Origin of the sequence: Gordonia oleivorans (assembly GCF_040044975.1) — a bacterium.
In the GTDB taxonomy this organism is placed as follows: Bacteria; Actinomycetota; Actinomycetes; order Mycobacteriales; family Mycobacteriaceae; genus Gordonia; species Gordonia oleivorans.
On sequence record NZ_JBDZDI010000019.1, the window covers coordinates 47770 to 68879 of the forward strand.

At 67.4% G+C, this 21110-nt stretch carries 21 protein-coding genes and 2 tRNA genes; 17 read left to right on the forward strand and 6 right to left on the reverse strand.

The window, feature by feature from the left end; translation table 11 throughout:
• The first annotated feature begins 123 nt into the window (after positions 1 to 123).
• From ABLE92_RS20740 to ABLE92_RS20755, 4 genes are read left to right on the forward strand one after another with little or no spacing between them, the layout of a single operon-like run.
• Complete coding sequence (locus ABLE92_RS20740) at positions 124 to 420, forward strand: type VII secretion target (protein WP_348806681.1); 297 nt, start codon at positions 124 to 126, stop codon at positions 418 to 420.
• On the forward strand, positions 417 to 1703 hold the full coding sequence (locus tag ABLE92_RS20745; protein WP_348806682.1) for a hypothetical protein: 1287 nt from the start codon (positions 417 to 419) through the stop codon (positions 1701 to 1703). The genes ABLE92_RS20740 and ABLE92_RS20745 overlap by 4 nt, the downstream gene beginning before the upstream one ends.
• 10 nt (positions 1704 to 1713) lie before the next feature.
• On the forward strand, positions 1714 to 2559 hold the full coding sequence (locus tag ABLE92_RS20750) for a PH domain-containing protein (protein ID WP_348806683.1): 846 nt from the start codon (positions 1714 to 1716) through the stop codon (positions 2557 to 2559).
• Positions 2549 to 2968 (forward strand): hypothetical protein, encoded by a 420-nt coding sequence (locus ABLE92_RS20755; RefSeq protein ID WP_348806684.1) that lies wholly within the window; start codon positions 2549 to 2551, stop codon positions 2966 to 2968. The genes ABLE92_RS20750 and ABLE92_RS20755 overlap by 11 nt, the downstream gene beginning before the upstream one ends.
• A gap of 79 nt (positions 2969 to 3047) precedes the next feature.
• Here ABLE92_RS20755 and ABLE92_RS20760 read toward each other — a convergent pair whose 3' ends face one another.
• Positions 3048 to 3710 (reverse strand): trypsin-like serine protease, encoded by a 663-nt coding sequence (locus tag ABLE92_RS20760; RefSeq protein WP_348806685.1) that lies wholly within the window; start codon positions 3708 to 3710, stop codon positions 3048 to 3050.
• Positions 3711 to 4042: 332 nt separating this feature from the next.
• Between ABLE92_RS20760 and serA the strand changes: the two genes are divergently transcribed.
• The 4 genes from serA to ABLE92_RS20780 all read left to right on the forward strand — a co-directional run bounded on the left by serA (position 4043) and on the right by ABLE92_RS20780 (position 8121).
• The gene (gene serA / locus ABLE92_RS20765) at positions 4043 to 5638 is read left to right on the forward strand and encodes a phosphoglycerate dehydrogenase (protein ID WP_348806686.1); all 1596 of its coding nucleotides are present in this window, start codon (positions 4043 to 4045) and stop codon (positions 5636 to 5638) included.
• Entirely contained in the window at positions 5635 to 6645 is a 1011-nt protein-coding gene (locus tag ABLE92_RS20770) for a 3-isopropylmalate dehydrogenase (protein ID WP_348806687.1), read from the forward strand. The genes serA and ABLE92_RS20770 overlap by 4 nt, the downstream gene beginning before the upstream one ends.
• Positions 6646 to 6769: 124 nt before the next feature.
• On the forward strand, positions 6770 to 7120 hold the full coding sequence (locus ABLE92_RS20775; RefSeq protein WP_348806688.1) for a GntR family transcriptional regulator: 351 nt from the start codon (positions 6770 to 6772) through the stop codon (positions 7118 to 7120).
• Positions 7117 to 8121: a hypothetical protein gene (locus ABLE92_RS20780; protein WP_348806689.1), complete on the forward strand. Its 1005-nt coding sequence runs from the start codon at positions 7117 to 7119 to the stop codon at positions 8119 to 8121. Before ABLE92_RS20775 ends, ABLE92_RS20780 begins: the two co-directional genes overlap by 4 nt.
• 14 nt (positions 8122 to 8135) lie before the next feature.
• On the opposite strand, the gene ABLE92_RS20785 is transcribed toward ABLE92_RS20780, so the two are convergent.
• A complete protein-coding gene (locus ABLE92_RS20785; protein WP_348806690.1) occupies positions 8136 to 9350 on the reverse strand; it encodes an MFS transporter in 1215 nt (404 codons plus the stop codon).
• Between the two features lie 129 nt (positions 9351 to 9479).
• Between ABLE92_RS20785 and ABLE92_RS20790 the strand changes: the two genes are divergently transcribed.
• From ABLE92_RS20790 to ABLE92_RS20815, 6 genes are all read left to right on the forward strand, one after another.
• Positions 9480 to 10253 (forward strand): fumarylacetoacetate hydrolase family protein, encoded by a 774-nt coding sequence (locus tag ABLE92_RS20790; RefSeq protein WP_348806691.1) that lies wholly within the window; start codon positions 9480 to 9482, stop codon positions 10251 to 10253.
• Positions 10250 to 11074 (forward strand): alpha/beta fold hydrolase, encoded by an 825-nt coding sequence (locus ABLE92_RS20795; protein WP_348806692.1) that lies wholly within the window; start codon positions 10250 to 10252, stop codon positions 11072 to 11074. The genes ABLE92_RS20790 and ABLE92_RS20795 overlap by 4 nt, the downstream gene beginning before the upstream one ends.
• A gap of 34 nt (positions 11075 to 11108) precedes the next feature.
• Positions 11109 to 12602 (forward strand): glutamate--tRNA ligase, encoded by a 1494-nt coding sequence (gltX, locus tag ABLE92_RS20800; protein ID WP_348806693.1) that lies wholly within the window; start codon positions 11109 to 11111, stop codon positions 12600 to 12602.
• An 84-nt stretch (positions 12603 to 12686) separates the two neighbouring features.
• Positions 12687 to 12758: transfer RNA gene (locus ABLE92_RS20805), tRNA-Gln, on the forward strand.
• An 18-nt stretch (positions 12759 to 12776) separates the two neighbouring features.
• Positions 12777 to 12849: transfer RNA gene (locus ABLE92_RS20810), tRNA-Glu, on the forward strand.
• Between the two features lie 107 nt (positions 12850 to 12956).
• A complete protein-coding gene (locus tag ABLE92_RS20815; RefSeq protein ID WP_348806694.1) occupies positions 12957 to 13184 on the forward strand; it encodes a hypothetical protein in 228 nt (75 codons plus the stop codon).
• Between the two features lie 200 nt (positions 13185 to 13384).
• Here ABLE92_RS20815 and ABLE92_RS20820 read toward each other — a convergent pair whose 3' ends face one another.
• Positions 13385 to 13882 (reverse strand): PPOX class F420-dependent oxidoreductase, encoded by a 498-nt coding sequence (locus ABLE92_RS20820; RefSeq protein ID WP_348806695.1) that lies wholly within the window; start codon positions 13880 to 13882, stop codon positions 13385 to 13387.
• 63 nt (positions 13883 to 13945) lie between these two features.
• Positions 13946 to 14677: an IclR family transcriptional regulator gene (locus ABLE92_RS20825; RefSeq protein WP_348806696.1), complete on the reverse strand. Its 732-nt coding sequence runs from the start codon at positions 14675 to 14677 to the stop codon at positions 13946 to 13948.
• A 103-nt stretch (positions 14678 to 14780) separates the two neighbouring features.
• On the opposite strand from ABLE92_RS20825, the gene leuC reads away from it, so the two are divergent.
• The 3 genes from leuC (at position 14781) to ABLE92_RS20840 (ending at position 17693) form a co-directional block, all read left to right on the forward strand.
• Entirely contained in the window at positions 14781 to 16214 is a 1434-nt protein-coding gene (gene leuC, locus ABLE92_RS20830) for a 3-isopropylmalate dehydratase large subunit (RefSeq protein WP_425476117.1), read from the forward strand.
• A 101-nt stretch (positions 16215 to 16315) separates the two neighbouring features.
• Positions 16316 to 16903 (forward strand): 3-isopropylmalate dehydratase small subunit, encoded by a 588-nt coding sequence (gene leuD, locus ABLE92_RS20835; RefSeq protein WP_348806698.1) that lies wholly within the window; start codon positions 16316 to 16318, stop codon positions 16901 to 16903.
• A gap of 184 nt (positions 16904 to 17087) precedes the next feature.
• Positions 17088 to 17693, forward strand: coding sequence for an HU family DNA-binding protein (locus ABLE92_RS20840; protein WP_348806699.1), 606 nt, complete (start codon positions 17088 to 17090; stop codon positions 17691 to 17693).
• A 142-nt stretch (positions 17694 to 17835) separates the two neighbouring features.
• Here the strand turns inward: ABLE92_RS20840 and ABLE92_RS20845 are convergent, their stop codons facing one another.
• The gene (locus ABLE92_RS20845) at positions 17836 to 18825 is read right to left on the reverse strand and encodes an NUDIX hydrolase (protein WP_348806700.1); all 990 of its coding nucleotides are present in this window, start codon (positions 18823 to 18825) and stop codon (positions 17836 to 17838) included.
• Positions 18826 to 18900: 75 nt separating this feature from the next.
• A complete protein-coding gene (locus ABLE92_RS20850) occupies positions 18901 to 21084 on the reverse strand; it encodes an RNA degradosome polyphosphate kinase (RefSeq protein WP_348806701.1) in 2184 nt (727 codons plus the stop codon).
• Positions 21085 to 21110 lie beyond the last annotated feature (26 nt).

The following is a 21110-nucleotide window of genomic DNA, read 5'->3' on the forward strand; positions in this document are numbered from 1 at the left end:
CGGGTTCGTCTCGCGGCCGTCGGTGGGACTCGTGAGCGGGAGCGGCCTGTGGATGGTTGACCGCCGATTCGGCCCCGATGACCTATCGTGTCGGATCAGACGACAATCACGAGGGGGTGTGGGGTGGACGTCAATCCCGAAGCGCTGCGACAGTTCTCGGCATCGGTGACCGGCCTGGCGGGCCGGATCCCGGCGGCTCCCATGCCCGCCGATCTGGCGGCCGTCGCCGACTGCCTCCCGGGATCGTCGACGCAGTATTCCGCCGCGACCGCCGCCGAGGCGATCGGTGAACCGTTGCGGGCGGTGGCGCGGTACTTCCAGGGCGTCGCGGACGCGGTGTACACCGCAGCGGGCACCTACGAGGTGGCCGATGACGCCCTCGCCGCCCGATTCCGTTCTCTTGCAGGCGCATCCGAATGATCCCGAGCCGCACGGTCTTCGACGGATGGCGGCCCGAGGCGCTCCTCGCGGCGGGGGACACGCTGCGGGCCGACGCCGAGGGATTCGCCGACACCGTCGCCGATTCCTGGTACGAGGTGCTCGGACTCGCCCACGACGGGTTGTGGACCGGTCCGGCGCAGGTCGCCGCCGAGGAGGCCGTCGAGGTCGGTCGCGAACGGGTGAACCAGATCGTCGCGATCGCCACCGGATCGGCCGTCGGGATCGGGCGCTTCGGGCCGCAGCTGGTGGAGGCCACCACCGGCATCCGGCACCTGCTGGGCGTGATCGAGTCGGGCGATCTGTTCGTCGCCGACGACTGGGTGGTGCTGCCGCGGGTGAAACGCTATGCGCCGCAGGTGATCAAGGCACTCGCCCTGGCCGCCGCCGGCTTTCAGGATCAACTGAACCCGAAGTTGACCGCGCTGGGCTACGCCGACTATGACCTGGGCAACTTCATCCGCCACCAGGTGACGCGCAATGACCTCGGGATCGAGCTTCCCGAACTCCACCTGGACCCACGCGCACCCCAGGACTTCACCAAGGATCCGTACGCCGACACCACACGCGGGGAGAATCCCGAACTGGGACGCACCCATCAAAACCGGCGTCTGACCGAGCACCTGCTGGGCAGTGTGGTCGAGTCGTCGACCACCACCCACGACGGCATCACCGAAACCACCGTCTCGATGCTGGACGGGAGTTCGCAGGTCTACATCTCCGGACCCGGCGGTGAACGCACCGAGTTCTTCGATCCCACCGGCCGCCGAACCGCCATCCGCACACCCAATCCCGACGGTACGACGCGGATCGAGTTGATGCGTGAGGGACGGTCCCCGGTGATCGTCACCGAACGCGCCGACGGCACCGCGGTCGCCGACATCGACGGATTCCAGGCGCCGATTCCCAGTTCCCAGGACATCACCGTGGCGTTGGCCGCCGGTGGGATGGCGGCAACGGAATCCCAGGTGACCCGAGGGTTGCCGTATCTGTCGGCGGTGCAGGCCCAGCAGCTGCAGGCCGGCGCCAAGGTCGCCGGCCCGGGCCTGACGATCCTGTCCACCGCACTGAGCGTCGCCACCGCCGAGAACCAGTACGAGGTCTGCAAGGCGGGGGTCGCGGGCGGGGTATCGCTCGGCGTCGACCTGGTGGCGCTGGCCACGATGCCGGAGATGACGGCGGGCAAGGCATTTCTGGTCGGCACCGGCACCAGTCTCGGTGCGTCGACCCTGGGCAACGTGGTCGGACAGTTGGTGTGCAAGTGAGGATTCCGGTGTGAACAAACAGATCTCGGCCGAATCGGCTGCCGGATACCCGGTCCCGTCGGCGTGGTTGGGCCGCTCGTGGCGTCTGAGCCTGTTCGGATATCTCCTGGCCGGTGCCGCCGTGCTGCTCGGCTGGGCGGCCGTGCACACCCTGGCCGGCGGCCATCCGCTGACCGCCGCAGCCGCGGCATCCGGGAGTGCCGGGGTGGCGTTGTGGGCGTGGTCGTGGTGTCGCACCGGCCGGCGGCAGCGCAGCGGGCGGATCGAGTTGGCGGGTGTCCGCTTCCACCGGCATGCGCTGCGTCTCGGCGTCGACCCGGTGGCGCTGTGCTGCGACATCGCCTCGGCGCTGGGCATGGGTGCGGCGGGTGTCCTCGCGTTCGTCGCGGTGTGGCGCGGTGACCTCGACATGTCGTGGATGCAGGACTCGCCGCGGCATCCGACCGCCTACACCTTTCTCGCCGTCGGTGTCGTCGGGGCCGTCGAGGCGCTGCTGGTGATCCGTCGTGGCAGATCGGCGGTCACGGTGTCCCCGGACGGTGTCGACGTCGGTGCCCTGGCCGGCCGGCGTCGCTTCCTCCCCTGGGGCGAGGTGGTCGCGGTGCGGGCGGTACCGACGGCGGCGAGCCGACGCGAGGGCGTCCGGATGACCACCACCGCGGAGAAGGACGCGACAGCGATCCGCGCCGGCGAGATCCGGCTGGACCCGCTGCATCTGGGGGCATCCGGGACCTTCTGGCTCATCGATTTCTATGCCCGCCACCCCGAGTTGCGCGACGAACTCGGTGACATCCGGGCGACGGGGCGGCTGCGCACGGGCTCGCTCGTCGAGGACGCCGGTCGCCATGTCCGATGATCCGGCCGACCGGGGAGCCGACACCCCGATTCCCGCGGAATATCTTGCGGTGCTTCGTGATCTCGGAGCCGATCCACGGAACCGGGCGGAGATCCGCGATGTCGTCGGCGCACTGGGCGATGAGACGATCACCGACACCGTCTTCCCGATGCCCGCACAATGGCGCTCCGACGATTACGCGCTGTTCTGCGCCGACGAGCGGGTACGCGAGGCGGAGTACCGGCGTCGCCTCGCGGTGGCGATGGACGAATGGATCGACACCGGCGGATGGTCGTGGCGCAGCGGGGGACTGGCGCCGGCGGACCTGAACCGGATCGGAGCCTGGGTGCGCGCCCAGCTCGACGATGAGATCAACAACTGGGAGATCAACAACTGGGAGATCAACAGCGGGCGCAGTTCCCGTCTGTGACGGCGCCGGGGATGAGACGACGAGACCCGGGACGCACGCGCGCGTCCCGGGTCTCGTCGTCGACGGTGATCCGTCCCGATCAGATCGGTGTGAAGCCCTTGTAGTTGGTGGACTTCACGTAGTTGAGAATCGCGGCGGCGTTGGTGCCCTTCTCCGGTCCGACGCAGCCGAGCAGGTAGTACGCGTTGACCATGCCGACGAGGCGATTGCCGACGACCACCGGGCTGCCGGAGTCGCCTTCGATGACGCACATCTGGGTGAGGTGGACGTCGCCGTCGGAGAACCACGCCACGCCGCAGGTGTTGCCGGTGGTGCGTCCCTGTTTGCAGGCGATGGTCGGGAAGCCGATCGGTCGCGTGTCGATGCCGCTGATGGTGACACCCTGTACCGTGCGCAACGGAACGACATTGCTGTTGAACTTGATGATCGCGATGTCTTCCTTGGGATCGGAATGCGTGATGACCCCTGCCACGCCGCGATCGGAGAAGCTCTCGGAGAGCACCTGCTGATTGGGCTGGCCGCAGTGTCCGGCGGTGATGCCGATCAACTCACCGGTCTTGGCGTGGCCAATGGTGGTCAGTGTGCACGCGGCCGCCGAGTTGCCGCCCTCGAGGACCAGGATTCCCGAGCCGCCACCGAGGTAGATCTTCGGTTGCGCAGCCGTGGCCGTGCCCGGAGCCCCCCAGCCGGCCAGTACCGTTGCCGCCAGAACAGCCAACAGTACTGTCAGCTTCTTCTTCATCCACACACTCCACTCTTGTTCTTGATCCACGGCGACCGGCGCGGGTGGTGGACCAATTCATAGCGATCGACACACGTGATCGACTGGGCGACGTCACCCCCCCCCCGAACAGCCACCGTACCGGCGCCGGGGAGGCATCGATCTCACGCAAGGATTCCGCTACCGCATTGGAATGCTTCCGTAATGCCGCTCACAATGTACACGTCGAACCTGAGCGTCGAGACCGAGTTGGCCGCCCGGTTGTCCGACGTCGATGCGGCGGCCTCTAAGCTGTGGGGCGGATGTCCCTACGACATCGCACCCGATCTCGCAACCGATTCTGGAGAACAAACGTGACCTCAGCAGGCCTGCCGGTCGTCCTCATCGCCGACAAATTGGCCCCATCCACCGTGGAAGCCCTCGGCGACGGCGTAGAGGTGCGCTGGGTGGACGGTCCGGACCGTCCCAAACTTCTCGAGGCCGTCGTCGACGCCGACGCGATCCTGGTTCGATCCGCCACCACCGTCGACGCCGAGGTGCTCGACGCCGGTAAGAAGCTGAAGATCATCGCACGTGCCGGCGTCGGACTCGACAACGTCGACGTGCCCGCCGCCACCGAACGTGGCGTGATGGTGGTCAACGCGCCCACCTCCAACATCCACACCGCCGCCGAGCATGCGATCGCCCTGCTGATGTCGGCGGCGCGACAGATCCCGGCCGCCGATGCGACGCTGCGCGAGCACACCTGGAAGCGCTCCTCGTTCAACGGTGTGGAGATCTTCGACAAGACCGTCGGCGTCGTCGGACTCGGCCGCATCGGGCAGCTCGTCGCCGCCCGGCTGGGGGCCTTCGAGACCCACGTGATCGCCTACGACCCGTACGTGTCGCCGGCGCGTGCCGCCCAACTCGGCATCGAACTGGTCTCCCTCGACGAACTCCTCGAGCGCGCCGACTTCGTCACCGTGCACCTGCCCAAGACGCCGGAGACCCTGGGACTCATCGGGGCCGAGCAGCTCGCCCGCACCAAGAAGGGGGTCGTCATCGTCAACGCCGCCCGCGGTGGCCTCGTCGACGAGCAGGCCCTGGCCGACGCGATCACCTCGGGACAGGTGCGCGCCGCCGGCCTGGACGTCTATGCCACCGAGCCGTGCACCGACTCCCCGCTGTTCGAGCTCCCGCAGGTCGTCGTGACTCCGCACCTGGGAGCCTCGACCAGTGAGGCACAGGACCGCGCCGGCACCGACGTCGCCAAGAGCGTGCGGCTGGCCCTGGCCGGACACTTCGTGCCCGACGCGGTCAACATCGTCGGCGGTGCCGTCGACGAAGAGGTCGCCCCGTGGCTGGAGATGGCCCGCAAGCTCGGTGTGCTCGTCGGCGCGATCAGCTCCGAACTGCCGAGCTCGATCGTCGTCGATGTCCGCGGTGAGTTGGCGTCGAGCAAGGTCGACGTGCTCGGTCTGTCGGCCCTGCGCGGTCTGTTCGAGGCGGCCCTCGAGGAGCCGGTGACCTTTGTCAACGCCCCCAAGGTGGCCGAGGATCGCGGTGTGACCAGCGAGGTCACCGTCGCCACCGAGAGCCCCAACCATCGCAGCGTGGTCGACGTCAAGGCGGTCTTCGCCGACGGTTCGGTGCACAACGTGGCCGGTTCACTCACCGAACCGCATCAGGTGGAGAAGATCGTCAACATCAACGGGCGCAATTTCGATCTGCGTGCCGAAGGCCTGAACCTGCTGGTCAGCTACGCCGATCAGCCGGGTTCGCTCGGCAAGATCGGCACCCTGCTCGGTGATGCCGGGGTCGACATCCTGGCCGCCGGCCTGTCGCAGGATGCCGAGGGCGGCGGCGCCACCATGGTGCTGCGCATCAGCCGCAAACTCGACGACTCGCTGGTCGACGCGATCTCGGCGGCGGTCGGCGCAACCCTCATCGAACAGGTGGATCTGTCATGAAACTCGCAGTAATCGCCGGCGACGGCATCGGACCCGAGGTCATCGGCGAGGCACTCGAGGTGCTGCGCGCGGTGGTTCCCGACGTCGACACCACCGACTACGACCTCGGTGCGCGTCGTTACCACCGCAACGGTGAACTGCTGACCGACGCCGACCTCGATTCGCTGCGTGAGCACGACGCGATCCTGCTGGGCGCGATCGGTGATCCGTCGGTGCCCTCGGGCATCCTCGAACGCGGTCTGCTTCTGAAGATGCGGTTCGCGCTCGATCATCACGTCAATCTGCGTCCGTCGCGGCGTCTGCCGGGGGTGACCTCACCGCTGGCCGGTGATCCCGACATCGACTTCATCGTGGTCCGGGAGGGCACCGAGGGTCCCTACACCGGCAACGGCGGTGCGATCCGGGTCGACACCCCGCACGAGGTGGCCACCGAGGTCAGCGTCAACACCCGATTCGGGGTGGAGCGTGTGGTGCGCGACGCCTTCGAACGGGCCACCCGCCGCCGTAAGCACCTCACCCTGGTCCACAAGACGAACGTGCTGACGTTCGCGGGATCGCTGTGGAGTCGCACGGTCGCCGAGGTGGGCAAGGAGTTCCCCGACGTCACCACCGATTACTGCCATGTGGACGCGGCCACCATCTACCTGGTGACCGATCCGGGACGCTTCGACGTCATCGTCACCGACAACCTGTTCGGCGACATCATCACCGACATCGCGGCCGCGGTGTCCGGCGGTATCGGGCTGGCGGCGTCGGGCAACATCGACGCCACCCGCACCAACCCGTCGATGTTCGAGCCGGTGCACGGCAGCGCGCCCGACATCGCCGGGCAGGGCAAGGCCGATCCCACGGCGGCGATCCTGTCGGTGGCGTTGCTGCTCGATCACGTCGGCCGGTCCGATGACGCGCGCCGCGTCGAGAAGGCGGTCGCCGACGATCTCCTCGAGCGTGACGGTGCGCAGCTGTCGACGTCCGAGATCGGCAAGCGCATCCGAGAGCGGCTGTAGCGCAACCGCTTCGGCGTAGCATTCGTTCATCCGACACCGATGGCCGGTCCCGAGCAGGGGACCGGCCATCGGTGTTCAGTCGGCTCTACTTGTTCTAGTTAGACTAGAACTATAGGATCAGGGTGTGTTGATTCGCATCGATCCGACCGATCGGACGCCGATCTTCGCCCAGATCGCATCATCGGTCCGCCGGTCGATCGCGGACGGAGAGGTGCTTGCCGGAGAGCGGCTGCCGGCGGCTCGCGAGTTGGCCGCGTCCCTGGACGTCAACATGCACACGGTGTTGCGCGGCTACCAGATCCTGCGCGACGACGGACTGGTCGAGTTACGACGGGGCCGCGGAGCGGTGGTCTCCGCGCACGCACCGGTGCGCGCCGAGATGGGCGATGCGCTCGACCGTCTGGTGGAGATGGCGCGGCGGTTCGGCGTGAGCGCACCCGAACTGGCCGCGGAGATCACGAGGAGGATGACATGAACGACGTCCGACCGGCCCCGACGTCACGGTCGCTGGGCATTCTGGTGGCGATCGTGGCCGTTCCGGCGGTGACGATGGCCCTCACCGGTGCCCTCGCCCTGACATCCTGGTCGCCCGATCTTCCCGATCCCGTTGCCTCCCATTGGGGTTCGAGTGGAGTCGACGGCACCAGCAGCCTGGTCGGCGCATGTGTCACGCTCGCCGCGGTGATCGCCGTCGGAGCCGTCGTCGGCGGCCTCGCGGTGGTCGGTGCGGCCACCGGCAGAGTGGCCGACTCGCGCGCGCTGCGTTGGATTCTGGCCCTGGCCAACGGTTTGGCCGTCTTCGTGACGGTACTGCTGCTCGGTGTGATCGAGACGCAGCGCGGCGTCACCGACATCCATCGGGTGTCGGTACCTGCCCTCGCGATCGTCGTCGCGGCGGTGTGTGGGCTGAGCGCCGCGGCGCTGTCGGCGATCGCGGTACCGTCGTGGCCGTCGCCCCGACGTGATCCCGTCGGTACGGTGCCCACCGCGCAACTCGGTGCGGCAGAACGCTTTCTGTGGCAGCGCCGGGTGGCGATGTCGACGATCCCGATGATCGTCGTGATCGCGTCATTCGGAACGGTGATCATCGTCGCGGCCGTGACCGGGCTGTGGTGGTTGCTCATCCTGGTGGCGGTGCTCACCATGCTGATGGCGGCATTCTGGTCGGTACGGGTGACCGTCGACCGCAACCACCTCGCCGTGCAGAACGCGATCGGATGGCCGCGAATCCGGGTCCCGATGACCGACATCGTCCGCGCCGAGGTGGTGAGGGTGCACGCGCTGCGTGACTTCGGCGGCTACGGTCAGCGGATCGCCATACGCGGACCCCTCGCCGGCGCACAGGGATTCGTGCTCCGATCCGGAGACGCGTTGCTGGTCACCCGATCCGACGGGCGGCGTGACCTCGTCGTCGTCGACGACGCCGCGGTGGCCGCGGGGCTCATCAATGCGACTGTGGCGCAGGAGATGACGTAGCCGGAGTTCCTGCTCTACCGGCTCACCGGCTCCGGCCGGGGTGCCGGGTCATCGGGTACCAACGGTGCGGCGATGGCCGGGGCGATCGCCCCGGCGGCGAAGGCGAGGGGAAATCCGACGGCGGTGATGACGGCCCCGAAGATCGGTGTGGTGACCGCGGTCGCGAGGTACTGCGCCGTGTTCTGCACGGCCAGTCCGCGTCCACTCCAGCGCGGGCCGGCGAACTCGGCGATCGCGGTGAACGCCAGGCCGTTGTCGGCCACCGACGCGATCGACGCGATCACCATGAGCACCACCGACATCGAACTGTCGCGCCAATCGGTGAACGCCAACACGCCCATCGACAGTCCGGCGGCCACGGCGATCACCCGGATCGGACGCATTCTCGACAGCCACGCATCCGACCATCGACCGGCCGCGATCCGTCCGAACGCCCCGATGGTCTGGGTGATGGTGACCAGGATCCCCGCCGTCGCCGGAGACCATTGCCGTGCCACGATCAGCCACGTCGGCACGAACGTCCAGAGCATCGACTGCGGGATCACCAGCAGCACACTGACCGCGTGTACCCGGGCCAGGAACCAGCTCTGCCGGTAGGGATTTCGGGTGGATTCCGGTGCGGTGCCGTCGGCTCGGCGCAGCGGTGGATCGGCGATTCCCAGCAGGCATGCGAGCAGCCCGATGAGCGTGACGGCGACCGGAACCACCAGGGCCGCAGCGATTCCGTGCCGTTCGGCGAGTACCGGCATGGTCAGCGCGCACACGGCGATGCCCAACGGCTGTGCCATCTGCCGCACACCCATCGCCGTGCCGCGTTGTTGCGGTGGGAACCACCCGACCACGATCCGCCCGGATGCCCCGTTGGCCGCGCCCGACCCGAGCCCGCCCATGAACAGGCAGATCGCCAGTACCGAGAACGGTGCCGAGGTGGCGGCGGCGATCGCGGTGGCCACCGCGCCGAGAAGGGTGATCGACAGGGACGCCGTCAGGATCAGCCGTTCGCCGTGGCGGTCGAGCAGGGCACCCCAGCCGAGGATCGCCAGCATCAGACCGACGGTGGGAACGGCGGCCAGGACCGATGCCTGCGAGACGGTCATGCCCGAGGCGTGCAGTGCCGGGATGAGATAGGCGACGCCACTGACCACGCAGGTGGTCGTCATCGCGGCGACCAGCGAGCAGATGAGCATCACCCACCTCCGGGTGGTGCCGACGTTCTCGACAGTGCGCATCACACCTCCGCAGGATCGGGCGAATCTCAAATAATGAGATTTCGTTTCCACATTCTAGAACCGGATCGTGCCGCGGGACCAACCGACGTCTCGAAGTGTGGACATCTGGGGTGCGATACCCTCGCACCTATGCGCCTAGGTCGAATCGCCAGTCCGGACGGTGTCGCTTTTGTCTCCCTCGACGATTCCCCGGAGGGGATCGTCGCCAAGGAGATCGCCGAGCATCCGTTCGGCACACCGACGTTCACCGGACGCTCGTGGCCGTTGGCCGACGTCCGACTGCTCGCGCCCATCCTGGCCACCAAGGTCATCTGCATCGGCAAGAACTACGCGGCACATGTGGCGGAGATGGGTGGGCAGGCACCCGCATCGCCGGTGATCTTCCTCAAGCCGAACACCTCCATCATCGGTCCCGAGGTGCCGATCGTGCGGCCGCCGTCGTCGGAGCGGGTCGACTTCGAGGGGGAGTTGGCCGTCGTGATCGGACGGCCCTGCAAGGACGTCAAGGCCGCCGATGCCAAGAGCGCGATCCTCGGCTACACGATCGCCAACGACGTCACCGCGCGTGATCAGCAGTCGATCGACGGTCAGTGGACCCGGGCCAAGGGTTATGACACCTTCTGCCCGCTCGGCCCGTGGATCGACACCGACTTCGATCCCGCCGACGCCCAGATCACCACCGAACTCGACGGTGAGGTCCGTCAGCGCAGCCGCACCTCACTGATGCTGCACGACGTGGGGGCGATCATCGAATGGATCTCCCGGGTGATGACGCTGCTGCCCGGCGACGTCATCCTGACCGGCACACCCGACGGGGTCGGTCCGATGGTGGCCGGACAACGGGTGTCGGTCAGCGTCGAAGGCCTGGGCACCCTGACCAATCCGGTGGTGGACAAGCCGTGACCGCGCCCGCGCAGACCGTGCGAGTCAACGGGATCGACATCGCCTACGAGGTCGCGGGAACCGGTCCACTGGTCGTGATGGTGATGGGCACCGGAAGTCCGGGCCGGGTGTGGAAGGCCAATCAGGAACCGGCGCTGCGCAAGGCCGGCTATCGCGTGGCGCTCTTCGACAACCGGGGTATCGCGCCGTCGTCGGAGTGCGCCGAGGGCTTCACCCTCGACGACATGGTCGCCGACACCGCGGCGCTGATCGAGCATCTCGGCGGACCGGCGTTGGTCGTCGGGACGTCACTGGGTGCCCGGATCGCCCAGGAACTGGCCCTGGCTCGCCCCGATCTCGTCCGCGGTGCGGTCATGCTGGCCACCTATGGCCGCAATACTCCACTGCAGGAAGCGATTTCGGCGGGGGAGCGCGCGCTCTACGACCAGGGCATCACCCTGCCGCCGGACTACGCGGCCGCGATCACCGCGCACCTCAACCTCTCACCGCACACCCTCGACGACGATCGCGCCGCCCGCGACTGGCTCGACATCATCGGGTTCTCCCCGCAGACGGTGACGCCGGGGGTGCGGGCGCAGCTCGAGTTGCACCACGGCGAGCTCAACCGTCTGGCCGCCTACCGCCAGATCTCCCGGCCGGCCCTGGTGGTGGGTTTCGCCGACGACCGCACCCTGCCGGCGAAACTGGCCCGCGAGGTCGCCGAGGCGATCCCCGGCGCCGAGTATGCCGAGGTCGCCCGGGCCGGCCACTTCGGCTATCTCGAGCAACCCGCCGAGGTGAACAAGCTCATCGTCGACTTCTGCGACCGCCACCGGGACTGACCTCGGCATCGGCGCATTCGATACGCTGAGCGCCATGGCCAGTACCGATCCAGTCAGCACCGACGCCTTCCGGGTTCGTTTCTGCCCGTCGCCCACGGGTACGCCCCACGTCGGCATGGTGCGCACCGCATTGTTCAACTTCGCCGCGGCGCGTCACCACAAGGGCACCTTCGTCTTTCGCATCGAGGACACCGACGCCGCACGTGACTCCCAGGAGTCCTACGACGCCATCCTGGAGTCGCTGCGGTGGCTCGGTCTGGACTGGGACGAGGGCCCCGAGGTCGGCGGTCCCTACGGTCCGTACCGCCAATCGCAGCGACGCGACATCCACCTCGACGTGGTGCGTCGCCTCCTGGAATCCGGTGCGGCCTACGAGGCGTACTCCAGCCCCGAGGAGGTCGAGGCCCGCCACCGTGCCGCCGGCCGTGACCCCAAGCTCGGCTACGACAACTTCGATCGGGAACTGACCGACGAGCAGCGCGCCGCCTACCGCGCCGAGGGACGCAATCCCGTTGTGCGACTTCGCATGCCGGATCGCGACATCGCGTGGGACGATCTGGTGCGCGGCACCACCACCATCAAGGCCGGCACGGTGCCCGACTTTGCGCTCACCCGCGCCAACGGGGATCCGCTCTATACCCTGGTCAATCCCGTCGACGACGCGATGATGAAGATCACCCACGTCCTGCGCGGTGAGGACCTGCTCAGTTCCACGCCGCGTCAGATCGCGCTCTACGAGGCGTTGATGGGTATCGGTGTCGCCGAGCGTGTTCCCGAGTTCGGACACCTGCCGTTCGTGATGGGGGAGGGCAACAAGAAGCTCTCCAAGCGGGACCCGCAATCCAGCCTGTTCCACCACCGCGATCGCGGCTTCCTGCCCGAGGGCCTGCTCAACTACCTGGCGCTGCTCGGGTGGGGATACTCCCACGAGACCGACGTGTTCACCCTCGAGCAGATGATCGGCGCGTTCGAGGTCGGCGACGTCAACTCCAACCCGGCCCGCTTCGACCAGAAGAAGGCCGACGCGATCAACGCCGAACACATCCGGATGCTCGAACTCAGCGACTTCACCGCGCGCCTCAAGAGCTACCTGACCGAGCACGGGCACCTGCCGGCCCGCGTCGATGACGCGGCGTTCGCCGTCGTCGCGGAGCTGGTGCAGACCCGCATCCAGGTCCTCGGCGATGCGTGGGGACTGATCTCGTTCCTCTACGTCGACGAGGCGGACTTCACCATCGACGAGAAGGCCGCGGCCAAGAATCTCGGTGCCGACGCCGTCGAGGTCCTCGACGCCACCATCGCGGCGACGGAGTCGTTGGACTCGTGGCAGACGACGGCGCTGCACGATGCCCTCAACGCCGCGCTGATCGACGATCTGGGCCTCAAGCCACGCAAGGCGTTCGGGCCGGTGCGGGTGGCCGTGACGGGCTCCGCGGTGAGCCCGCCGCTGTTCGAGTCGATGGAGTTGCTGGGCCGCGAGGTCAGCCTGGCCCGGCTGCGAGCGGCCCGCGAACTGGCCGGAAAATAGGCCCTGACCAGCCGATTTGTGGTTGCCCGGTAGACCTCTGCTAATCTATCGCAGGTTCTTTTCCGAGAGGAAAAGAGAAAACCTTGGGGTATGGTGTAATTGGCAACACAGCTGATTCTGGTTCAGCCATTCTAGGTTCGAGTCCTGGTACCCCAGCGACCACACAAGGTCCATGGCCCCGTCGTCTAGCGGCCTAGGACGCCGCCCTCTCAAGGCGGTAGCGCGGGTTCGAATCCCGTCGGGGCTACAAGAAGGCCCCCTTCCCGGAACACCGGGGAGGGGGCCTTTTTCTTACGCGTTCGCGCATGCGGCGCGCCGATCAGAGGGGGACCTGTGGGGTATCGGTCACTGCTGATGTCCGAAGACCTCCCCCTCGGGTTGCCCGAATGGTTCGTGCTCAAGTGGCGTGAGCAGTATCACTTCGGCCACGACCGGGACGGTCGGCCGGGCCTGCCCCTGGCAAGTCGGTCGGAGAAGAAGTTCTACGACGGCCCGCGCGAAGAGATTCTCACCGATCTGCAGCGAATCATCGCCGCCGAGAAGACCTGGCGGCATGGACTCGACCTGGTGCTCCTGCATTAGGACGGCCAGATCACCTGGGTTCGGGTCACCGCCGACGAGGTGACCTTCGCCGAGTCACTGCTCTGGCGGCGCGTCGACGAGGTCATCCCCTTCTGCGGTCCCGGTTTCCCGGAGGAGTGAGCGCGGTGTGCTGTGCGAGCAACGCACGGTGAACGCGTTCGGGCGCACACTCGACGCATTCGGACGCCCACTCGACGGGGTCAGAGGTATTCGGCGGTCGACCCCGACGCCGGCATGGCCGGGATACCCAACTTGCGGTGATCCCAGGACCGGGTCCGGTTCGGGATGAAGCGCACCGCCACCCGCTTGTTCATCATCTGCTCGACGAAGGGTTTGGACTCCTCGGTGTAGGGCGCGGTGTAGCGCTCCCACACCGAGATCCCGACCTTCAGGCAGGAGTCCGGATCGTCGAGGATCTCCGCGGTGCCCTCGATCGCGATGCCGCGCAACGTGTCGTAGGTGTCGCCGTCCTCGATCATCACCGAGCACGCGGGACTGCGGCGCAGATTGACCGCCTTCTGCGACTTGGCCTTGGTCTCGAACCAGATCTCACCGTCGACGACGCCGTACCACATGGCGACCAGATGGATCTGGCCCTGCGGGCCGGTGGTGGCCAGGGTCGCGGTGCGGCTGCGGGCGATGAAGTCGGTGATCTCGTCGTCGGACATGACGATCTGCTGTCTCTGATTGGTTCCCATGCCCGTTGACGCTAGTGGGTCGAATCCGGGTGTGGTAACCCAGATCACGTTTCTGGCGCGAACTCAGCCCTGGGTGACGAGGCGTTTGTGGATCGCGTCGGCGGCCGCGAGAAGGTCGGCGGCCCACCGGGCCCCGGGGCGGCGGCCCATCCGGTCGATCGGGCCCGACACCGAGATCGCCGCGATCACCTCGCCGTCGGCGTCGCGCACCGGGGCCGAGACGCTGGCCACGCCGGCGGCCCGTTCGCCCGCGCTCTGCGCCCACCCACGCCGCCGGATCTCGTGCAGCGCACGGTCGCTGAACACGCTGTCGGCCAACAGTGAACGCTGGGTGTGCGGGTCGGCCCAGGCGAGCAAGACCTTGGCCGCCGACCCCGCGCTCATCGGGAACCGGGTACCCACCGGCACGGTGTCGCGCAGTCCGGTCGGTGGTTCCATCGCGGCGATGCAGACGCGTTCGGAGCCCTCGCGGCGATAGACCTGTACCGATTCGCCGGTGATCTCGCGCAGGCGTGGCAGCACCATCAGGGATGCCTCGCGGACGAGATCGTGTGCGGAGGAGGCCAGTTCGTTGAGTGCGGGACCCGGGTACCAGCGCCCCGCGGCGTTGCGTGCGAGCAGGCGATGGGTCTCCAGGCCGACCGCGAGACGATGGGCGGTGGCCCGGGGCAGTGCGGTGCGGTCACACAACTCGGTGAGATTGCACGGTGTTTCGGCGATGGCGCGCAGCACGGTCACCGACTTGTCGAGGACTCCGATTCCGCTGGTCGGTTCCGATGCGCTATCCTTTCCCATAGGACGATACTAACTGTCCAAATAGTGAGATGCACGTCGATGGCCGATTTCAGCCCACTTCGGTCGCCGCCCCGACGTGACCGAGATGGATGTGAGTGCAGCCATGACGAACAGCCCGACCGGCGCCGCGCAGCACGGCGCACCGCGCACGCTTGCCGAAAAGGTGTGGGACGACCACGTTGTCGTTCGCGGGAACGGCGATCAACCCGACCTCATCTACATCGACCTGCACCTCGTGCACGAGGTGACCAGTCCGCAGGCCTTCGACGGTCTGCGCCTCGCCGGGCGTCCGGTGCGGCGCCGCGACCTGACGATCGCCACCGAGGACCACAACGTCCCGACCATCAAGACCGACCTGATCGCCGATCCGGTCTCGCGCACCCAGGTGGAGACCCTGCGCCGTAACTGCGAGGAATTCGGCATCCGGCTGCATCCGATGGGCGATGCCGAGCAGGGCATCGTGCACGTGGTCGGCCCGCAACTGGGGCTGACGCAACCGGGAATGACGGTGGTGTGTGGCGATTCCCACACCTCCACGCACGGCGCGTTCGGGGCGCTGGCGATGGGCATCGGCACCTCCGAGGTCGAGCATGTGCTCGCCACGCAGACGCTGTCGCTGCGTCCGTTCCGGACGATGGCGATCACCGTCGACGGTGAGTTGCCCCCCGGCGTCACGAGCAAGGACCTGATCCTCGCGGTCATCGCCGAGATCGGAACCGGTGGCGGACAGGGTTATGTGCTCGAGTACCGCGGCCCGGCCATCGAGAAACTGTCGATGGAAGCCCGGATGACCATCTGCAACATGTCGATCGAGGCGGGTGCGCGCGCCGGCATGATCGCGCCCGACGCCATCACCTACGACTTCCTCAAGGGACGTCCGAACGCGCCGCAGGGCGACGACTGGGATGCCGCAGTGGCCTACTGGGATTCGCTGCGCACCGACGACGGGGCGCAGTTCGACGCCGAGGTGCACATCGACGCCACACGGTTGTCGCCGTTCGTCACCTGGGGTACCAACCCCGGACAGGGCGCGCCGCTCGGCTCGGTGGTGCCCGACCCCGCCGACTTCGGTGACGAGAACGCCGCCACCGCCGCGGCGAAGGCCTTGCAGTACATGGATCTGGCCCCCGGAACCCCGCTGCGCGAGGTCTCCGTCGACACCGTCTTCGTCGGATCGTGCACCAATGGCCGCATCGAGGATCTGCGTGCGGTCGCCGAGATCCTCAAGGGCCGCAAGATCGCCGACGGTATGCGGATGCTCGTCGTCCCGGGTTCGATGCGGGTGCGGGCGCAGGCCGACGACGAAGGGCTCGGCGACATCTTCACCGCGGCGGGAGCCGAATGGCGGCAGGCGGGATGCTCGATGTGCCTGGGAATGAACCCCGATCAGCTCGCTCCCGGCGAGCGCTGCGCCTCGACGTCGAACCGGAATTTCGAAGGCCGACAGGGCAAGGGCGGTCGGACGCACCTGGTCTCGCCGGCCGTGGCGGCCGCGACCGCCGTCCGCGGAACCCTGTCCTCCCCGGCCGACCTTTAGGGCGGCTAGCGGTCCGAAGCTCCGGATTCGTTCAGGCGCTTCTCAACTCCAGATCAACCCTGCCTCAGGCATACCTCACCTCACAGAGCGGAGCCACCCCCATGGAACCCTTCATCTCCCACACCGGGATCGGGGTGCCGTTGCGCCGCAGCAACGTCGACACCGATCAGATCATCCCTGCCGTCTACCTCAAGCGGGTGACGCGAACGGGTTTCGAGGACGGACTCTTCGCCGGATGGCGTAGCGACCCGGACTTCATCCTCAACGCCGAGCCCTGGAGCCACGGCTCGGTTCTGGTGGCCGGACCGGACTTCGGAACCGGATCGTCGCGCGAGCATGCCGTCTGGGCGCTGTCCGACTTCGGTTTTCGGGTCGTCATCTCGTCCCGGTTCGCCGACATCTTCCGCGGCAACGCCGGCAAGGCCGGCCTGGTCGCCGCGCAGGTCGAGCAATCCGACGTCGAACTGCTGTGGAAGCGACTCGAGGAGCAGCCGGGTCTGGAATTGACGGTGAGCCTTCCGGAGCGGACCGTGACCGCCGGAGACCTCGTGGTGCCGTTGACAATTGACGACTACACCCGCTGGCGTCTGATGGAGGGTCTCGACGACATCGGACTGACATTGCGGCAGGTAGAAGCCATTTCCGAGTACGAAAGCGGCCGTCCGTCTTTCAAGCCGGTGACCATGTAGAGTTCGGGATCTGCCCGCGGCACAACCCCGCGAGGCCATCGACGGAACGTGGTTGCGCACCTCACATTTTCGCAACACGGCCCGTCGATTGGCGTGGAAGATGGACGTTTTCGTCTTCGACGTTTACCGTGTGGGGTTAGCTGGCCTCAACCGATCGGTCAGAACAGCTTGCGGAGGTATTCCCATGAACAAGGCAGAGCTCATTGATGAGCTGACCAAGAAGCTCGACGCGGATCGCAAGACTGCGACCGAAGCCGTCGAGCTCGTCGTCGACACCATCGTCCGCGCGGTCAACCGCGGCGAGAGTGTGACCATCACCGGATTCGGTGTCTTCGAGAAGCGTCGCCGCGCACCGCGCGTCGCCCGTAACCCGCGCACCGGCGAGACCGTGAAGGTGCGTGCCACTTCGGTTCCGGCGTTCCGCCCGGGCGCGCAGTTCAAGGCCGTCGTCGCCGGCAAGCAGAAGCTGTCGGCCTCGGGCCCCGCGGTGAAGCGTGGCGCCGGTGCCGCCGCCGCCCCGGCCAAGAAGACCGCGGCGAAGAAGACCACCACGGCCGCCAAGAAGGCACCGGCCAAGAAGGCTCCGGCGAAGAAGGCCCCGGCCAAGACCACCGCGGCCAAGAGGGCCCCGGCAAAGAAGGCTCCCGCCAAGACCACCGCGGCCAAGAAGGCCCCGGCAAAGAAGGCTCCCGCCAAGACCACCGCGGCCAAGAAGGCCCCGGCAAAGAAGGCTCCCGCCAAGAAGACTGCGGCCAAGAAGGCTCCGGCCAAGAAGACCACGCGCCGCTGACGTTCGCGTCGGCGACTCGACATACCGCACAACTCACCCCTGACGCCCTTCCCTCGTCAGGGGTGAGTTGCTGTGTGGAGACGGCACTTCCGGCGGCGGAGCGGACCCGGGCGGTCGATGCCGGCCGATACCCCCGGACGACTCAGCCGGTCTGCAGCGGAAGCGGACTGTCGACGTGGTCGGCGGCCACCAGCCGGCCGTCGTCGAAGGACAGCACCCACGCGCTGCCCTTGCGGTTGCGCGCCGGCGGCAGTTCGACGTCGTCGAGCCCGGCCCACCACGCGAGGAGCGGCTCAATCACCTTGCCCTGACTGCACACTGCCCGCACCTGGCCCGGACCCGACGTGGTGGCGAGTTCGCGGAACCGACGGCGGGTCGATTCCGGATCGGCGGCGTAGGCCTCCTCGGACAGGGCCGGCTCGTCGACGATCGGCAGTCCGGTCGCGGTGCTCGTGGGTTCGAGGGTCTGCACGCACCGCACCCGGTCGGCGCTGTGCAGTTCGGTGACGCCGTACGCATTCAGCAGCGGCGCCAGTGACGCGGCCTGCGCGCGGCCCAGTGTGTCCAGCGGGCGTAGCCGATCGTCTCCGCGGTACTTCGACCGGCGGCCCGCGCGGGCATGACGGATGATCACGAAGGTCGTCAGATCCACCGGCAGGCGGGCGAACTCGCGGAGCACCTTGCGGTCGAGTCGATAGCTGAGCAGGTGATCCGCCCGATCCACCGGCAACCACTCGATGGCATCCACCTCGTGGTTGGGCTCGAATCGACCGCTCGTCGACTCCGCCGACCAGTAGCGGACGTGCTTGCGCCCGTTGGGGAGATCGTAGGACACCGTGGACAACAGGCGACCCAACCGGGTGTGGTGACCGGTCTCTTCGGCGATCTCGCGCACCGCGGTGTCGACCAGGGTCTCGCCGTCATCCGTCTTGCCCTTGGGTAGCGTCCAGTCGTCGTAGCGCGGGCGGTGGACCAGCCCGATCTCCACGGACTCACCGCTGTGGCGCCACAACACACCGCCCGCCGCCCAGATCGTCTTGGTGCCCGTCGTCTTGGTGCCCGCCGTCTTCGTGCCCGGGGACGATCCGGACGTGCGTTCCCGGTCTGCGGATGATCCCTGTGACTTCGACATCGCCGCAGATACTAGTACGCGCGGGTTATCGGCAGGTGTCGACGGGTGACGCGGTGCGCCCTCGCCCGGGCGTACTCACGCACCCTGATCCCGACGGTGATTGCGCCGCATCATCTGTCGCTGGTGATCACGGACCTCCTCGCCGGCCGCCGGCGACGCCACCCAGCTGCCGTCGGAGTGCAGCACCCAGCAGCGGGTGCGGGGATCGAGGGCGGAGGAGAAGATGTCGTTGAGTTCTCCGGTCAGCCGTTCGTCACGCACCTGCACCATCACCTCGATCCGTCGATCGAGGTTGCGGTGCATCATGTCTGCGCTGCCGATCCAGTACTCGTCGGCGGCACCGAAGTGCAGGATGCGGGAGTGCTCGAGGAACTGGCCCAGGATCGAGCGCACCGTGATGTTGTCGCTGACGCCCGGCATGGCGGGTCGCAACGCGCAGATCCCACGGACCACGATCTCGACGGGCACCCCGTTCTGCGACGCCCGATAAAGCGCGTCGATCACCTGCTCGTCGACAAGTGCGTTGGCCTTCAAACGAATTCGGGCACGCTCGTTGCCCTCGTGAAGGGCGGTGATCTCCCGGTCGATACGTTCGATGATGCCGGAACGAATCCCGTTCGGGGCCACCAGGATGTTGCGGTACTCCTTCTTCCGCGAGTATCCGGTGAGCGTGTTGAACAGGTCGGTCAGGTCCGCGCCGATGTCCGGTGCGGCGGTGAGCAGACCCACGTCCTCGTAGAGCCGCGCGGTCTTCGGGTTGTAGTTGCCGGTGCCGATGTGGCAGTACCGCTTGATCGTCGAGCCCTCGCGACGGACCACCAGACATGTCTTGCAGTGCGTCTTGAGGCCCACCAGGCCGTAGACCACGTGCACGCCGGCCTGCTCGAGTTGCCGGGCCCACTTGATGTTGGCCTGCTCGTCGAAACGCGCCTTGATCTCCACGAGGGCGACCACCTGCTTGCCGGCCTCGGCGGCGTCGATCAACGCGTTGACGATCGGCGAATCGCCGGAGGTGCGATACAGCGTCTGCTTGATCGCGAGGACCTGCGGGTCGGCGGCGGCCTGCTCGATGAACCGCTGCACGCTCGTGGAGAACGAGTCGTAGGGGTGATGGACGAGGACGTCACCCTCGCGCAGCGTGGAGAACACACTCTTGGGGGTTTCCCGTTCGCCGAAGGCCGGATGCGTTCCGGGGACGAAGGGCCGGTCCTTGAGGTGGGGTCGGTCGAGCGCGTACACCTCGAACAATGCCGACAGATCCAGCAATCCGGGTACCTGGATGACGTCGGCCGGGTTGACGTCGAGTTCGCGCAGCAACAACTCGAGCATGTGCTCGCTCATGTCGTCGGCCACCTCGAGACGGACCGGTGACCCGAACCGCCGACGGGCGAGTTCTCGTTCGAGTGCCTGCAGGAGGTCCTCGTCGCGATCCTCCTCCACCTCGAAATCGGCGTTGCGGGTGATCCGGAAGACGTGGTGGTCGACGATCTGCATCTCGGGGAACAGATGCTCGAGGTTGGCCGCGATCAGGTTTTCCATCGGCAGGAGCACCGCGGGATGATGTCCGCGCGCGTCGGTCTCGGCCGAGCCCGGCGCGAGTTGGTCGACACGCACGAACCGATTGACGTTGTCGGGCACCTTGACTCGCGCGAAGTGCTCGCCGCCCTCGTGTGCATCCTTGACGGTGACCGCCAGGTTCAGCGACAACCCCGAGATGTAGGGGAAGGGGTGGGCGGGGTCGACGGCCAGCGGGGTCAGGACGGGGAACACCTGCTCGTGGAAGTACTCGACCATCCGCGTCTGCTGATCGTCATCGAGTTCGGCCCAGGTGACCACATGAATTCCGTTGGCCACCAAGGAGGGCCGCACCGAGTCGAGGAAGACGCGGGCATGCCGGTCGGCCAGCGTCTGGGTGCGGCCGGCGATGCGCAGCAGCTGCTCGCGCGGCGACAGGCCGTCGGCGGAGCGGACCGACAGGCCCGTCTCGTCACGCCGTTTGAGGCCGGCGACCCGCACCATGAAGAACTCGTCGAGGTTCGAGGCGAAGATCGCCAGGAACTTGGCCCGCTCGAGCAGCGGAAGGGAGGTGTCCTCGGCGAGTGCCAACACCCGCGAATTGAAGTCCAGCCAACTCAGTTCCCGGTTCAGGTACCGGTCTTCGGGCAGATCGGCCGATTCTTCCGGCGTCAACGTCGCTGCGGGTGGGGCGCCGGGGATCGCCGTCACGGTCTGCGTCCCGGTGTCGTCTGCTGGGGTCACCGGTCAATGATGACGCATCATCGGAT

Bases quoted from the DNA above. Each gene is read 5' to 3' on its own strand.
- ABLE92_RS20745 (WP_348806682.1), top strand. From the start codon at position 417: ATGATCCCGAGCCGCACGGTCTTCGACGGATGGCGGCCCGAGGCGCTC.
- ABLE92_RS20755 (WP_348806684.1), top strand. From the start codon at position 2,549: ATGTCCGATGATCCGGCCGACCGGGGAGCCGACACCCCGATTCCCGCG.
- ABLE92_RS20760 (WP_348806685.1), bottom strand. From the start codon at position 3,710: ATGAAGAAGAAGCTGACAGTACTGTTGGCTGTTCTGGCGGCAACGGTA.
- ABLE92_RS20770 (WP_348806687.1), top strand. From the start codon at position 5,635: ATGAAACTCGCAGTAATCGCCGGCGACGGCATCGGACCCGAGGTCATC.
- ABLE92_RS20780 (WP_348806689.1), top strand. From the start codon at position 7,117: ATGAACGACGTCCGACCGGCCCCGACGTCACGGTCGCTGGGCATTCTG.
- ABLE92_RS20785 (WP_348806690.1), bottom strand. From the start codon at position 9,350: ATGCGCACTGTCGAGAACGTCGGCACCACCCGGAGGTGGGTGATGCTC.
- ABLE92_RS20790 (WP_348806691.1), top strand. From the start codon at position 9,480: ATGCGCCTAGGTCGAATCGCCAGTCCGGACGGTGTCGCTTTTGTCTCC.
- gltX (WP_348806693.1), top strand. From the start codon at position 11,109: ATGGCCAGTACCGATCCAGTCAGCACCGACGCCTTCCGGGTTCGTTTC.
- ABLE92_RS20815 (WP_348806694.1), top strand. From the start codon at position 12,957: ATGTCCGAAGACCTCCCCCTCGGGTTGCCCGAATGGTTCGTGCTCAAG.
- ABLE92_RS20820 (WP_348806695.1), bottom strand. From the start codon at position 13,882: ATGGGAACCAATCAGAGACAGCAGATCGTCATGTCCGACGACGAGATC.
- ABLE92_RS20825 (WP_348806696.1), bottom strand. From the start codon at position 14,677: ATGGGAAAGGATAGCGCATCGGAACCGACCAGCGGAATCGGAGTCCTC.
- leuC (WP_425476117.1), top strand. From the start codon at position 14,781: ATGACGAACAGCCCGACCGGCGCCGCGCAGCACGGCGCACCGCGCACG.
- leuD (WP_348806698.1), top strand. From the start codon at position 16,316: ATGGAACCCTTCATCTCCCACACCGGGATCGGGGTGCCGTTGCGCCGC.
- ABLE92_RS20840 (WP_348806699.1), top strand. From the start codon at position 17,088: ATGAACAAGGCAGAGCTCATTGATGAGCTGACCAAGAAGCTCGACGCG.
- ABLE92_RS20845 (WP_348806700.1), bottom strand. From the start codon at position 18,825: ATGTCGAAGTCACAGGGATCATCCGCAGACCGGGAACGCACGTCCGGA.